Source organism: Streptomyces sp. NPDC038200, from assembly GCF_055600785.1.
The window spans coordinates 1-14,414 of the sequence record NZ_JBVJYH010000029.1; the positions used below are offsets into that span (position 1 = coordinate 1).

Genomic DNA, 14,414 nt, shown 5'->3' on the forward strand with positions numbered 1-14,414 from the left:
CCATCGTTATCAACCTCCTGGCCACCAGGTGCCCTTACATCACGCCTACAAGCACACAAAGTGCGGGTTACTTCCACGAAGTACGGGGCATATGCACGCCGCGCGTCATGCATGGTTCCCCCAACCCCGCCGCTCACGCACCGCAGCACCGACCCATGAACTGCCGCGGTCGGAGTGTGCCGCCGACGCCGGGGTCGCACAGGGCACAGCCGCCGGGCCACCGCGACACGACAGCTCGGCGAGCAGGGCAACGCCGCCGCCGGACTGTTACGGCGCCCACCGGCGACGTCCAGCAGCAGACCACCCACGGACCCACGGACCCACGGACGCCAAGATTCCCCATTTGTCCCCATCTCGCGTACAACCATCCGATACTGCCGGCCGTCTCACCTGGTATCAGAGTCACGCGACCAAGGAGGACAGGATGCGACGTGTCAGAGCGGCAATGGCGGCGCTCGTGCTCGCGAGCGCCATGCTGGGGACGGCGGCGAGCACCGCGGGCGCGGCCGCGGCGGAGGGGCCGCGCGCGGCGGCGGCCTGTCCGACGGGCTGGGGCAGCGGCGCCAAGGGTGGTACCGCCATGGGGGCCGCTCACCTGGAGGACATCAGGACCGGACAGCACGAGTGCTACGACCGCATCGTGTTCGACGTCCCCGGCGGCGGCGACCGGATCGGCTACCACGTCCAGTACGTGGACCGGTTCTACGCGGACCCCTCGGGCGAGTACATACCCGTCACCGGCGGGGCGATCCTCGACATCCGCGTCGGCGCGTGGAGCTACGACGTGGAGGCCGGCGTGCCGACCTATCCGGGGAAGGTGGGCAAGGCCCTGCCCGGCGTGGACGTCAGCGGGTACAGCGCGTTCCGGGACACCCGGTTCGGCGGCACCTTCGAGGGACAGACGCAGGTCGGTCTGGGTGTACGCGCCCGACTGCCGTTCCGCGTCACCCAGTTGGACGACCGGGTCGTGGTCGACGTGGCCCACGGCTGGACGAGTTAGCCCACGCCCGGCCCGGCATGGACACCACGGGTTCCGTGTCCCTTGGTGCCCGGCTCAATCAGCTACCCGTCGGCTCCGTACTGCGGCCGGGGGCGGTTCGCGGGGAACGGACCCGCTCGGCACAGCTGAGCTACAGCAGGTCACAACCAAGATCAATGAGCAGGCGCATCAGCTGCGTCACAACCGGCTGCGCGGCCTGACCGCCACGTGCGGGTCAAGGGCCTCGCGCAGAGCAGCGGCAGTCGCCGAAATGAGGTACGCCCGCCAAGTGGCCCAGGCGCTGCCTGCGCTGATCTGCGCTGCGCCGGTCCATGGGGTACGTGTGTCAGGAGCAGAGGATCACTGACGAAGGTGTGCCGGCCGGATGACCAACCGTATCTGTACCGTCGGGCATTCGACGCGCGGCTTCGACGAGGTGATGGAGATGCTGCGGGCTCATGACGTGACGTTCCTGGTCGACGTCCGCTCGTTCCCGTCGTCCAGGACGTACCCGCAGTGGAACCGGTCCGCGATCGAGGAGTCTCTGCCGTCCGACATCGGATACCGCTGGATCCGCCGCCTCGGCGGGCGCCGGCACACCCCCAAGGGAGTACCGAGCGAGAACGGCGCGTGGCGGGTCAAGGCCTTTCGCGATTACGCCGACTACATGGCAGGCGAGGAATTCGCGGCGGGCCTCGACGAACTCCTGCAGCTGGCCGAGCACGAACGGCCGGCGATCATGTGCAGTGAGGCGGTGCCCTGGCGCTGCCACCGGCGGCTCGTCACCGACGCCCTGCTCGTCGCCGGCGCGGAGGTGGTGCACATCATGTCCCCCACGACGTCGAAGCCGGCCGTGCTGAACGAGAACGCGCGGGTCCGCGAAGGGCACCTGGTCTACCCGCCGCCTCCGTGACGAAGCACTCGCGGCCGCGCCGGCGGGTGACCCCCACACTCGTGGCCCAGCACGCAGCCTCACCACCTTTCTCGTCGAGCCACCCTGGCGATCGCGGAACGACTCAAGGCCGGCGATCCCTTGCGCGACGATGGCCAGACCCAGCCCCCTGCCGGGCGAACCGCGGACCGTCGGCGAGCACCAAAAGCGGTCGAGTGCATGCGCCCAGCCACACACCGAGGTACATCCGGGCACGTGGTCCGGCCCCGCGTCTTCTGCCCACCTCGGGTGGTGGCGTCCTGCCTTGCCGGCCCGAGGGCTCCACGGTCACGGAGGATCACTCGACTCCCCCGGAATACACCGGTACTGACGGAACGTTCAGGAGAGTGCTTGACCGTGCCCTCCAGGCACTCGACGGCACGGGCGTCGCGCCCAGCGCGCGGACACACCCGATAGCCACATCTCCATAGCACCCCGTATATAACCGAAAAAGGACGAAAGTAATGTTCCACCGCATTCTTGTCCCTATTGATTCCAGCCCCGCCCGCCACGCCGTCGTACGCCTGGCCGGTGACATGGCCCGGCTGACCGGGGCCAAGGTCAGTGTTCTGCATGTGGCCGCTTCCGCGGCGACGCTTGCCGCCGTGGTCCCCCTGGAGGACGACACAGAAGCCAAGGCGATCCTCGATGAGGCCGTCACCGGCCTGCGTGACGCAGGCGTTGAGGCCGAGGGCACCGTCACCAACGCCCTGACGACCCAGATAGCCACCATCATCTCCTCCGCCGCCGAGGAATGGCAGGCCGACCTCCTGATCCTCAGCCCCCACCACCGCGGAACACTCGAGGCCCTCGTCCACCCCCGAGTGAGCGACGCCGTTGTCCACAACAGCCGTGTAGCCGTACTCCTGGCGCCCGAGGACCCGTCCGGCGACCAGCACTGATCCGAGCGCGGTTGCGCGTGCCGCGGGGCCCCGCCCTCGACCTGCCGGCCGTGGAGGACCGACTGCGCCGAGGCCCCGGCCGCGCCGTACCGACCGTCGCAACAAGGGTGCGGCCCGCACACGCGGGCCGCACCTGTTTCGCACACTCGGACGGACGGCTCAGCGCGCGCCGGCCCACGTCCGGTGGGCCCAGTCCGCGAAGCGAGTCCAGTGGATCTCCGGGTGAGCCTCGTGCAGCGCGGGGATGTCGACGCGGTAGCCGGATCCGTTGAGGAAGCTCCACATCGCATGCATATCGGGATCGTCCACCGCCGCCAGGGGTACCGGTGCGTGGCGGACTTCCCGACCCAGCGCCGTACTCAGCGATGCCGCCATCTGCGTGGGAGTGGGGGCATCGCCGGCCAGCTCGATGCGCCGCCCGATGTAGGGAGCGGGGTCGAGCATCACTTCCGCCGCGAACGCGCCGAGATCGGCGCGGGCAAGCTGCTGCAACGGCCGGTCGGGAGGCAGCGGCAGGTCCAGAAAGCCCTGGCGGATGCGTTCCTGTCCGCCCAGCGCGTTGTCGAAGAAGTAGGTCGGCCCCAGAATCGTGTACGGCACGTCGCCGGAGGCCAAGTCCGCCTCGATGCGCGCCTTGCTCTCGAAGTGCGGCACTCCACTGTCCTGGTCGGCTCCCGCCACCGAGCTGAACACGAGGTGCGGGACGCGCTCCTGCGTCGCAGCGGACAGGATCGCCCTTCCCTGCCCCACCTCCGCCTCCACCCCCGCCTCGAAGGGGGTGGTGAACGCGAAGACACTGCTCACCCCGCGCATGGCCGCGGCGAGCGAACGGTGGTCGCTCAGCGACCCCGCCACCACTTCGGCTCCCCGTTCCGCCAGTTCCCGCGCGGCTCCGCGGTCCGGGTCACGGACCAGCACCCGGATCCGGGCCTGGCGGCCCAGCAGCGCGCCCGTCACAGCTCTGCCCTGACCGCCGGTTGCCGCGAGAACCAGAACCGGTGCGTCGACCATCGAGAACTCCTCTTCTCCTGTGCTGCGTCTTCTCACGTGTTGCGTTCACAGCCCCCTGGTCACAGCCATGATCCGCCAAGGAGGTCGGACAGGCGTCACGGCTCACCCGAAAAGCCGCAGCAGGGCGCTGCGAGTCGCGTGCTGTGCGCGCACAGTCATGCCGCTCCCCCACCGCCACCACGGCGGCGCCGCGCTGCCGGTTTCGGCGGCGCCCGAAAGATCCAGGCCGCCAGTCGCCCACGCGGGGTGACAGGCTGACCGGCCCGTCTCGGATTCATGGCCGATCGGCCGACGAGCGGCCCTCGGATTCAGGGGTGTTCGTAGAGCTGGAGGAGGCCGCCGAGCGAGAAGCACAGGGCGCCGATGAGGGTGCCCCAGTTGGCGATGCCGGAGGCGATCAGGTCTCCGGTGGCGGGGCGGGTGAAGGCGGCGATCGCTGAGACCATGAACAGGATGGAGCCGAACTGGTTCACAGCGACGATCCACCAGCCCAGGCTGCGTGAGCGTACGCAGAGGCCGCCGTGGCAGATCTCCACGAAGCCCAGGTGCCCGGAGACCAGGAAGAGCAGACAGCCGACCAGGTCCGGCGCCCAGATCAGCCGGTTGACCTGCTGGACGCTCAGGCCCCGCAGGAACGAGTCCAGCAGGGAGACGGCGAAGACGAGTGTGCCCACGAAGAGGACGAAAGTGCTCAGCCAGTCCACTCGCATCGGCTCATAGCTCCACCACCGCCAGCGGTGGGTGACCAGCCGGCCCTCGCCGCCGGCGACGTGACGGGGAGAGTTGATCACCTGAAGCAGCGAGACGTAACCGCCGGTGTTGAAGAACAAGCCGCCCACGAAGTAGATCGAGGCGCACTCGGTGGCGTCGCCGGAGCCGAACTGGGCAACGGCCGCGCCGGCGGCGAAGAGGGCTCCGCCGACGACGAAGGCGACCGCCGCGATGGCGTTGAGCCTGCGCAGTCGGCCGATGGCAACGGCGTCCGCACGGGTGGGCCGGCTGTCCGCCGCACCGGGAGGACGGACGGCGAGCATTCCGCGCCGACGCGCGATCCGTGAGTCCCACACCGCGCTGCCGCCACCGGGAAGGTGCCAGGTGAGTCTGGTGGTGAACGGTCCCGCGCCCTCGGCACGCTGCTCCGGCTGCCCCACGGGCCGAGCTTAGACCTCGAACGGGGCCGGGCGGCGTGGGAAACGCCGTCCTGCCGAGCCGTCGGGAAGCATGCGAGGACAGGTACCGCCCGACCGCCCAGGGCCGCGTCCGCCACCGGAAGGTGCGCGAGCCGGAGGACCGCGAGGTCTTCCGGGACGGGAGCAGCCGGGGATGCCGGCTCACCGGGACGCAGGCTTCCCCGTCACGGACGAGGACCGGGGCCCCGAAGGATCGCGTGACGCGAACCCGGCCCCTCGCGCACGCTCCCGCGCTCGGGGTGGGCGGACGCCGCGACTTCTCGTGTCAGGACGCCGAGCGGGGGAGGATGGTGGAACGGCTCTCCTCGACGACCCGGTAGCCGGCGCCGGTGTACAGGTTCATGGCCACCTGGTTGCCGCCCCACACGGTGAACATCAGCGCCGAGTCACCGGCCGCGAACGTCGCCTGTTCGCCGGCCGCCATCGCGGCTCGGCCGTAGCCCTTGCCGCGGTGCCGCTCCTGGATGTGGAGCGAGTAACCGTAGGTGACCCCGGGGAGATGGCCGTGTTTCAGCCAGCCGGTGCCGATCCGCTCGCCCGCCGCCTCGAGCACCAGGAACGTGTTGTCGGGCGTCGTCAGTCCCTCGGGAAGCAGTTTCGCGAAGTCGCGGTCGGCCTTGCGCACGGCCTCCTCGCGGCTCATGGCTCCTGCCCGCACGATGTCACCGACGTAGGCGGCCTTCTCCGCGGCGGCCCACTCGGGGTACTCGGCCCGTGTCATCGGTCGCCCCGTGACACCGTGGAGTGATTCCGGCGGGGAACCGACGGGCCGCGCCCTGAGCTGCCCGCGGATGTCGTAGCCGTCGAACAGCTTGCCCGCGGGCCCGGCGAGCCGTATGTCCAGTCGGCGTGCGCCGCGTTCCGCGCACCACTCCTCGGCCCAGTGACGGGCGGCTTCCTCGTGCCCCCGGCCGGCATGGCGGGCGTCGACGCACAGGTCGCCGATCCGGCCCACGCGCGTGTCGCCGTCGTCGGCCGTGACGACGGCGACGTGTCCCACCCGTGTCCCGGCGTCGGTGATCTCGACGACGGTCCAGTCGCCGATGCCGGCCCGTGCTTCCTCGAGCACGCGTTCCGCCGCGGCCTCACCGATCCCGGCCGCCGTGTACGAGGTGTGCAGCCGTTGCTCGAAGTCCCGTTGCCAGCCGGTGATGTCGCCAAGAACGTTGAATTCTGTCACCGGGGCACCTTAACCACCTCGTGCCCCACCGGGAGTCGTGACGTGGTGTGCCTGGGCGGCGGCCCCGGCGAAAGGGAGTGCCGAGCCCCTGACCTGCCGGTGTTCACGAACGCGCCGTCACGGACTCCGAACGCGAATCCCTGGGCCGAGCAGCCGTTGCGGGTTCATACGGCTCCCTCCGCGGAGGTGGGCCGATCCGCGCCCACCCTCGACCGTGCTGGACCCGGGTGCCCCTGGTGGATGAACGCCGCCCAGACCGAGAGCCGTTCGAGTTCCGGGCGCCGGATCTCGCGCAGCAGTTCACCGGTCAGCGAGCCCGGATTCTCACGATCCGGGTCGAGCATCCACAACTGCGCGGCCCTGAGCGCGTCCGCCGGTTCCTGCCCCTCGACGGTCAGGTAGTGGTGGAACACCGCCATCATCAGCGCCGAGGCCCCGTCCTGAGCGGTCCACCTCGATCCCACCACGTTGCGTGCCCCACCCGAGACGAAGGCCGTCGTCAGGGTCAGCGCCTCGTCGTGGTCACGGGTACTGAGGTCGGTCTCGCAAGCACTCAGGACCACCAACGGACCGTGCGAGGCTTGCTGTTCGTGCCACGGCCGGTCGAGGAGCCGGGTCACGGTCAGCATGCCCAGGTCCGGCTGGGCCCCGGGACCGCCCTCCTCGGCCGGCAGCATGTCGGTCCCGTCCGGAAAGGCGAGGTGCAGCGCCGACACCGTCGGACGCACCCCGGCAGAGCCGTGCGAGGCCACGTGCAGCAGGGAGGGGGACTCGGACAGGAGCGCGAGGACCTCGTCGGGGGTACCCGGCGCCACCGGTTCCACAGACGGTTCGTAGAACTCGCCGTACAGTCGTGCTTGTGGGTAGAACGTCTCGCGGAGCGCCGTGGCCTCCCGTTCGGCGTAGGTCAGCGTCAGCCGGGGATCGGCGATCAGGACCGCGGCGTCGGCCGTGTCCCGGCGAGTGCGCCGCACGGCCTGCAGCAGTTGGCCGCCGGACGCCGCGTAGCTGATGACAACGCTCTGGCAGACGTAGTCGTGGGGCGCCGCCGCGGGCAGGCGGGCCGCGTGCCAGGGGACGACGCCCAGCCGCCCGCACGGCACCAGGACGATCCTGAGCGGGCCCGGACGGCGCTCACCGCCGGGTGAAGCGGCTGCCAGCCGCTTCTCGACGCCTTGGAGAACATCTTCGAGCCCGGCGTGGTACGCCCAGTCGCACAGCTCCGACAACGCCTCCTCCCATGCCTGTTCGGTGCTCGGGTCGCCGGGGTTGCGGGAGCGTGCCGCCGCCGCGTCGAGGTAGTGCTCGAGAGGTGCGCTCCCGGTGTCCGACAGCAGGGGAAGACCTCCCACGCCGACGCTGTGGTCCGGGCACACGACGATCCCCAGCCCCTGCGTCTCGCCCTTGCCGGGAAGCAGGTAGACGAGCGCGTCCGCTCCGGCCTCGGCGAGGCCGTCCGCCAGCTCGTGCGCCGTGGGCGTCGTGAACAGACGCTGCTGCCGGTGGCCGAGCGCCTCCATGGCGCGGCGGCGCAACGTGCTCGGCAGTTCCCCCGGCGGCCCGCCCTCGGTGCCGTCGTCTCCCGTGCCGGTCGCCCGCGCGCCGGCGGCCCGCCATGCCGCGGCGAGCTCCCCGTGCCCGCGCGCTTCGAGGAGCTCCGGTACGGCTCGTGCGGTGGACGCCGCGTGCAGCACCAGGGCCCTGCCCAGTTCCAACGCGGCCAGCGCATCCTCCACGCGCCCCTGTGAGGCGGCCCATGCGGCGGCCTCCACGCCGCGCTCGGCCCCGGAGCGTGCGGTCAGCAGACCGTGATCGGCGCCGCGCTGGAGGATGACGTCGCCCGCCAGTGCGTGCAGCGCCTCCCACGCGGTGTCCGTGCCCGCGGCCTGAGCCGTCGCGTCCTCGGTGTGGTGCCAGCGGGCACGGTAGGCCAACGCCAGCTGCCACAGGGCGTCGGCGGCGAACCAGGGTTGCCGACCCTGCCGGGTCTTGTCGCGGATCTGCTCCAGTTCCCCGATGAGCGGGTCGAGTTTCGCCGGATCGTGCGTGAGGCCGTACTGAAGGGACTGGGACATCATGGAGGTCCACTGCTGAGCCTGCGATGCGTCGGGAGGCGGGGGTGTGTGCTCCTGGAGCAGCGTCGCGTCGTCGGTGACCCTGGCGCGCAGGACGTCGGAGGCGAGGCCGACCTGGTCCATCCATTGCTTGACGATGGGTGGCAGCGAGTCCGCCGCCGCCGTGGCCTCGTCGAGGCAGTCGGTGCCGCGAAGCAGCATGCCGCTGTCGTTCGTCAGCATGCCGAGCGTGATGCAGGACTGGGCGAGACCCCCCATGACCAGGCTACGGAGCTTGTGATCCCGCGGTGTCTCGGCTTCGAGTGCGACGAGTTCGGCGTGTACGGCGCGCACGGTCTCGACGTCCTCCGACTCGTGAGCCGCACGGAGTCGCATGGTGAGGGGCAGCACGCGCAGCAGGAGCGCGAACTCGCGGCTGACCGGATGTGCGGGGTCCGGTGCGAACTCGCCGGTCAGCTCGCCCAGCGTCTCCAGGGAGGTACGGCCGAGCGCCTCGTCGTGGAGGCTTCCGCCGACCAGCTTGCTCAGCTGGAGCATGGCGGCGGTGACCATCTCGACCTGGGGTCCCATCTCGTGGCCGGGCGGCATCCGCCGGTGCGCGTCCCGCAGGCGGCCCAGCGCACGGTCGAGGGCCTCCGGATCGCCGCTCTGTACCGCTTCCATCGCCTCGAACATCGAGGGGACGACGGCGTTCAGAGCGACGATCGACTCGGTGCCGCCGGGGGCCGGACCTGGCGTGGCGGAGGTTTCCTCGCGAGGGGCGGACTCCGGGCCGGCCTGCGAGTCGGAAAGACCCGAGAACATGTCCGCCACCCGCTGGAAATCGTCCCCGTGCGGGAATCCGCCGGACATCCCGTCCATGAACCTGTGCACGGCGTGGAAGGGCGAGCCGGGTCCGGCCAGCTGTGCGAGCACGGTGCTCGTCTGCCGCAGCTCCGCGCGCCGCTCCGGCGGCAGCGGCAGATCCTCGACCTCGGCCAGCAACTCCCGTATCTCGACGACGGCGTCCGCCATCCCCGCCGGCCCCAACTCGGTGTTCCAGTCGAGCAGGCCGGACAGAGCGGGAGGCCGGTCATCGGCAAGGCGCGTCTTCGGCAAGGGCAGCACGAGGGAGAGAAGCGACAGCGCGGCCCACCGTCTGTCGTCCGCGTCCGTCGCCGCTCCGGTCGCCGTGGAGGGATCCCGGGCCTCCCGCAGCAGCCGCCGGGCACGCTCCCGGTCGTGCGGCACGCCGCCTCTCGCCAGGTGCCGCATCGTCAGGACGGAGCCGAGCTGGACCGTCACCGTGGCACGCAGTTCCGCGTCGTGCTCCAGCAGCCGGAGCAGCTGTTCGAGTTCGGCGATCGAGCCGTCGTACACGTTCGGGTCGGCGGCGGCGGAGGCCGGCGGGTACAGCCGTAGCGCTCGCTTCGTGGCGGCCAGCACCCAGGCGCGCAGCGCCCGGACGCCTCCGCTCTCCTCGGTCTCCGCGTCGGTCACCGCGCCCCCTCGCCTCGTCGAGCGTCCGTGTCTGCTGCTCCCAGTTCTTCCCATGTCACCCGCCGCAATGTGTGCAGCCGATCCCCCTGTGCGTCGGGTGATGCCGTGCGGCCGTGTGGGGCGCGGCACGGGCGGAGCGCTGCGCCTCGGTCCGCTGCGCCCCGCCCGCCGCCGTTCCGCCCGTTTCTGCTCACGCCGCCTGCTCCGGTCCGGGCACCCGCGTCCGGCTGCTTTCCCTCACCCCGCCAGCGAAGCAGCACGGTCCCCGCGGGTGAAGCCCTGACCCGAAAGGCACCCGGTTCACAACCGGCATGCGCCCGACGCCACGGCAGTCGCCACGGACCGCGGCGGGTCGGTTCCGGCCGTGCTCAGCTTGTTCTGCCTGCGCGGGGAGCTTCGTTCTTCGGTGGCGCGGGCGAGCGGTGTCTCGAGATCGATGACAAGCCCCGCAGCCACGCCACGACGTGCGTGCGCGGTGTCCGCGTGCCGACGGGCTCAGCGGGCTCGTGGGTGACGGGGCAGCACGGCGGAGGACCGTCGCGAAAGGGCGTCCACAGGCCAATCTTCCTGCACGCACAGGCATGACGACGGCCTGATCCAGGCCTAAGTTTCCGGCACACACCATTGCCGGCACTAAGAGGCTCCATGCAGTTCGGAATATTCTCGGTGGGGGACGTCACCCCCGATCCGACCAACGGCCGTACCCCGTCGGAGAACGAGCGGATCAAGGCGATGGTCGCCATCGCCTTGAAGGCGGAGGAGGTCGGGCTGGACGTCTTCGCGACGGGTGAGCACCACAACCCGCCGTTCGTGCCGTCGTCGCCGACCACCATGCTGGGCTACATAGCGGCCCGCACGGAGCGGCTGATCCTCTCCACGTCCACGACGCTGATCACCACCAACGACCCGGTGAAGATCGCGGAGGACTTCGCGATGCTCCAGCACCTGGCCGGCGGCCGGGTCGACGTGATGATGGGCCGCGGCAACACCGGCCCCGTGTATCCGTGGTTCGGGCAGGACATCCGGCAGGGCATCAACCTGGCCAAGGAGAACTACGCGCTGCTGCGCCGGCTGTGGCGCGAGGACGTCGTGGACTGGGAAGGGAAGTTCCGCACCCCGCTGCAGGGGTTCACCTCCACGCCCCGCCCGCTGGACGGTGTGCCGCCGTTCGTCTGGCACGGCTCCATCCGCTCCCCGGAGATCGCCGAGCAGGCCGCGTACTACGGCGACGGCTTCTTCCACAACAACATCTTCTGGCCGGCCGACCACACCAAGCGGATGGTCCAGCTGTACCGGCGGCGCTACGCCTACCACGGTCACGGCCGGCCCGAGCAGGCCATCGTCGGTCTCGGCGGCCAGGTGTTCATGCGCAAGAACTCCCAGGACGCCGTGAAGGAGTTCCGCCCCTACTTCGACAACGCGCCCGTGTACGGGCACGGGCCCTCGTTGGAGGAGTTCACCGAGCAGACCCCGCTGACCGTGGGCTCCCCGCAGCAGGTCATCGAGCGGACGCTGTCCTTCCGTGAGACCGTCGGCGACTACCAGCGCCAGCTGTTCCTGATGGACCACGCCGGGCTGCCGCTGAAGACGGTGCTGGAGCAGCTCGACATCCTCGGCGAGGAGGTGGTGCCGGTGCTGCGCAAGGAGTTCGCGGTCGGCCGCCCGGCCGATGTGCCGGACGCCCCCACGCACGAGTCCCTGCGTGCCGCCCAGGAGGTGTCCGCCGCGTGAGGATCGTCGCCGTGTCCGCGGGCCTGAGCACCCCGTCCTCCACACGCCTGCTCGCCGACCGTCTCGCCGAGGCGGCGCGCGCTGAACTCGTCGCCCAGGGCCACGACGTCCAGGTCGACGTCATCGAGCTGCGGGAACTGGCCGGCGCCATCGCCAACAACCTGGTGACCGGCTTCCCGTCGGCTCCCCTCGGCACCGCCATCGACGCGGTGACGGGCGCCCACGGCCTGATCGCCGTCACCCCCGTCTTCACGGCTTCCTACAGCGGACTGTTCAAGTCCTTCTTCGACCTGATCGATCCGGACGCCCTCACCGGCAAGCCGGTTCTCGTCGCGGCGACGGGAGGCACGGCCCGCCACTCCCTGGTACTGGAGCACGCCATGCGTCCGCTCTTCGCCTACCTGCGCGCCGCCGTCGTCCCCACCGCGGTGTACGCGGCGTCGGAGGACTGGGGTTCCGGTGGGGACGAGTACACCGAGGGTCTGCCGGCGCGCATCCGGCGGGCGGCCACCGAGCTGGCCGCCGCCACGGCCGCCCGCCCGACCGGGGAGACGTCCGAGGACGACGTCACCACTCTCGAACGACAGCTTTCCGACCTGCGGTTCGACTGAGCCGGGACGACCCGGACGCACGGCTGTAATCTCCTACAAGTACCGTGTCCGGATTCCCAGCGGGGGCGTCGGATCCTCGGGACGTAAAGAGTCGGGGATATTCATGCGCGACCCACTGGTCTGGCCAGGACGCTTTCGCTAATCCTGGCCAGACCAGTCGCCATCGAAATGGCAGGCGTTCCCTTATTCGTCGTCGGCGTTTCCTCCATCCTGGCCTTGGTTGTGGTCACGGAAGTCCAGGTTGATGATCTGCTGACGCTTGACCACGGTGACCTTCTTCGAGACCACGTTCCCGTTCTTGATCTTGATGACGGTCTTGGTCTCCGTGACGGTGACCTGAAGCCTGTGGCCGGGCAGACTCCTGGTGCTGGTCCGGGTGGAGGTTTTGGTGATGGTGGTGACCTTGTTCCGATCGGCCAAGTGATCGGGGTGGTTGTGCGCTTGAGCCGCGGCCACGGTCAGCGCGTGCGGTGCCGGTGCAGCGAAGGCACCGGACGGCAGGAGGGCTCCGCCTGCGGCGAGCGTGGACGTGGCGGCGAGCAGGGCGAAACGCTGCTTGCGAGAAATGCGGTTCATGGTTTTCTCCTCTATCGAAAATAGTCGGTCCGTACCCTTGAGGATTCAGGTGCCCTGTTCAGCGGCCCTGGCCCGGCGGATGAGATCCCGCCTTACGGGTGTCGGATCATTTTGTCGGGCCGGCTGCTTTTTCCGGCCTGCTTCCATTAAGCCGAAGAGCTCACGTAGATTCATGTTCCTGAAATTCGGGACTTGACAGGCGGCAGCCGCCCTGTTACTTTCCGCGCTCTTCATCTTGAGCAGCAGGGGCTGTCTTATTTCCTGGCCATGACGGGGAAGGAAGTCGTTCACCTGGAGAGGCCGCACCGCACCGGCCACGGGCCCGCCAGGTGGGGTGAGAACGCTCCGCCCGCAGTTCTCCGTCGGCTTTTCGAACCCGGGTGACCGGCCGAACCCGAAGGCCGTACTTGTTCCCCCGAGCTCGCCCATGTCTGGCAGATCAATTCGGTTGCGGCGGGACTGGTGAGCCCGGTGAGGTATTTCCATGGACAGTGCCGTGGAGCAGACGCATCGGGCGGGAGAAGGCAGAGACAGCGCGGTCCCAGGGCAACCGGCTCCCTGGCACGCTCTGCCGGTGCTCGCGGCCCTGATGCTGGCGGCCTTCACCTTCAACACTGCGGAGAGCCTGCCGGTCGGCCTGTTGGAGCTGATCTCGGAAAGCCTTCGGGTGCCCCTGTCAGCGGTCGGTCTCCTGGTGACCGGCTACGCCGTCACGGTGGCCGTCGCGTCGGTGCCGCTCGCCCACTGCGTGCGGGCCGTGCCCCGACGTCACGTGCTCACGGGACTGCTGGCTGCGCTGGTCGTGTCCAGTCTGGGTGCGGCGCTGTCGGCCTCTTACTGGTCGCTCCTGGTGGCGCGGCTGCTGACGGCGCTCGCCCAGGCGCTGTTCTGGGCCGTGATGGGGCCGGTCGCGGTGGGTCTGTTCGCGCCCGAGGTTCGTGGGCGTGTGGTCGGGGCGCTGTCCGTCGCTGGTTCGCTGGCCCTGGTGCTCGGTGTTCCGGCCGGCACCTGGCTCGGCCGGCAGAGCGACTGGCAGGTGCCCGTCGCCACGCCGGCGGCCCTGGGGCTCGTCTCTCTGGTGACGATCGCCGTTGTGCTGCCGACCTCTCGTCCGGAAGAAGAGCCCGCCGCCTACGCGATCAGCCCTGATGCCCGTCGGTTCGCGACGGTGCTCGTGGCCGGGACGCTCTCCGGCCACCGGGGCGTTCACCGGATACACCTACATCGTGAAGTTCCTGGGTGACGTGAGCCGGTTCACCCCCAGCAGTGTCAGCGCACTGTTCGTGGCTTTCGGTCTGGCGTGTCTGGTCGGGGTGAGCATCACCGGTGCGTTGCTCGACCGCTTTCCGCAGTCCGCACCGACCACGGCCGTGGCGACGCAGGCAGTGGGCATGCTCGGCCTGTACGCGGCCGGCGCCGATCCGGTGGCGGCTGTGGTGTTCCTGGCGCTGATGGGCGGTGCGCTCGGGCCGGTGTTCATGACCACGCAGAACGCGATGCTGCGCTGCGCGCCGGGCCGCACAGATATCGCACTCGCGGCCAACTCCGGTTCCTACAACGCCGGTATGGCGGCGGGCGCCGCCCTCGGAGGACTGGATCTGCCACTGGCCGGCGTGCGGGACACGTTCCTGGCCGGTGGGCTGCTGACCGTCGGAGCCTGCGCGGTGCTGCTGTGCGGGCGGGAGCGACGGAATGGTGGTCGGCGCTGAGATGGATCACGGCCGTCGCGGGTCCTCTGTGCTTCTAGGA

10 protein-coding genes and 1 pseudogene are annotated in these 14,414 nt (G+C 70.1%); 6 read left to right on the top strand and 5 right to left on the bottom strand.

From position 1 onward, the window contains the following. The first annotated feature begins 424 nt into the window (after positions 1-424). From ACZ7KF_RS37820 to ACZ7KF_RS37830, 3 genes are all read left to right on the top strand, one after another. Positions 425-1,000, top strand: a complete 576-nt coding sequence (locus ACZ7KF_RS37820; protein ID WP_471085929.1) for an AMIN-like domain-containing (lipo)protein — start codon at positions 425-427, stop codon at positions 998-1,000. 364 nt (positions 1,001-1,364) lie between these two features. Beyond that, a complete protein-coding gene (locus ACZ7KF_RS37825) occupies positions 1,365-1,892 on the top strand; it encodes a DUF488 domain-containing protein (RefSeq protein ID WP_471085932.1) in 528 nt (175 codons plus the stop codon). Positions 1,893-2,374: 482 nt separating this feature from the next. Beyond that, a complete protein-coding gene (locus ACZ7KF_RS37830) occupies positions 2,375-2,812 on the top strand; it encodes a universal stress protein (RefSeq protein ID WP_471085934.1) in 438 nt (145 codons plus the stop codon). A 159-nt stretch (positions 2,813-2,971) separates the two neighbouring features. Here ACZ7KF_RS37830 and ACZ7KF_RS37835 read toward each other — a convergent pair whose 3' ends face one another. From ACZ7KF_RS37835 to ACZ7KF_RS37850, 4 genes are all read right to left on the bottom strand, one after another. Continuing rightward, on the bottom strand, positions 2,972-3,823 hold the full coding sequence (locus ACZ7KF_RS37835) for an NmrA/HSCARG family protein (RefSeq protein WP_471085937.1): 852 nt from the start codon (positions 3,821-3,823) through the stop codon (positions 2,972-2,974). Between the two features lie 308 nt (positions 3,824-4,131). Next, the gene (locus ACZ7KF_RS37840; protein WP_471085940.1) at positions 4,132-4,974 is read right to left on the bottom strand and encodes a hypothetical protein; all 843 of its coding nucleotides are present in this window, start codon (positions 4,972-4,974) and stop codon (positions 4,132-4,134) included. A 304-nt stretch (positions 4,975-5,278) separates the two neighbouring features. Further along, on the bottom strand, positions 5,279-6,193 hold the full coding sequence (locus ACZ7KF_RS37845) for a GNAT family N-acetyltransferase (protein WP_471085943.1): 915 nt from the start codon (positions 6,191-6,193) through the stop codon (positions 5,279-5,281). 164 nt (positions 6,194-6,357) lie between these two features. Continuing rightward, positions 6,358-9,747, bottom strand: a complete 3,390-nt coding sequence (locus ACZ7KF_RS37850; RefSeq protein ID WP_471085946.1) for a CHAT domain-containing protein — start codon at positions 9,745-9,747, stop codon at positions 6,358-6,360. Positions 9,748-10,392: 645 nt separating this feature from the next. Here ACZ7KF_RS37850 and ACZ7KF_RS37855 point away from each other — a divergent pair. Further along, the gene (locus ACZ7KF_RS37855) at positions 10,393-11,478 is read left to right on the top strand and encodes an LLM class flavin-dependent oxidoreductase (RefSeq protein WP_471085949.1); all 1,086 of its coding nucleotides are present in this window, start codon (positions 10,393-10,395) and stop codon (positions 11,476-11,478) included. Continuing rightward, entirely contained in the window at positions 11,475-12,089 is a 615-nt protein-coding gene (locus ACZ7KF_RS37860; protein ID WP_471085952.1) for an FMN reductase, read from the top strand. Before ACZ7KF_RS37855 ends, ACZ7KF_RS37860 begins: the two co-directional genes overlap by 4 nt. Before the next feature lie 183 nt (positions 12,090-12,272). Here ACZ7KF_RS37860 and ACZ7KF_RS37865 read toward each other — a convergent pair whose 3' ends face one another. Continuing rightward, entirely contained in the window at positions 12,273-12,665 is a 393-nt protein-coding gene (locus ACZ7KF_RS37865; RefSeq protein WP_471085955.1) for a hypothetical protein, read from the bottom strand. Between the two features lie 589 nt (positions 12,666-13,254). Between ACZ7KF_RS37865 and ACZ7KF_RS37870 the strand changes: the two are divergent. Then, positions 13,255-14,374: pseudogene (locus ACZ7KF_RS37870) on the top strand (MFS transporter). The last annotated feature ends 40 nt before the right edge of the window (positions 14,375-14,414 follow it).

Bases quoted from the DNA above. Each gene is read 5' to 3' on its own strand.
- ACZ7KF_RS37820 (WP_471085929.1), top strand. From the start codon at position 425: ATGCGACGTGTCAGAGCGGCAATGGCGGCGCTCGTGCTCGCGAGCGCC.
- ACZ7KF_RS37825 (WP_471085932.1), top strand. From the start codon at position 1,365: ATGACCAACCGTATCTGTACCGTCGGGCATTCGACGCGCGGCTTCGAC.
- ACZ7KF_RS37830 (WP_471085934.1), top strand. From the start codon at position 2,375: ATGTTCCACCGCATTCTTGTCCCTATTGATTCCAGCCCCGCCCGCCAC.
- ACZ7KF_RS37835 (WP_471085937.1), bottom strand. From the start codon at position 3,823: ATGGTCGACGCACCGGTTCTGGTTCTCGCGGCAACCGGCGGTCAGGGC.
- ACZ7KF_RS37855 (WP_471085949.1), top strand. From the start codon at position 10,393: ATGCAGTTCGGAATATTCTCGGTGGGGGACGTCACCCCCGATCCGACC.
- ACZ7KF_RS37865 (WP_471085955.1), bottom strand. From the start codon at position 12,665: ATGAACCGCATTTCTCGCAAGCAGCGTTTCGCCCTGCTCGCCGCCACG.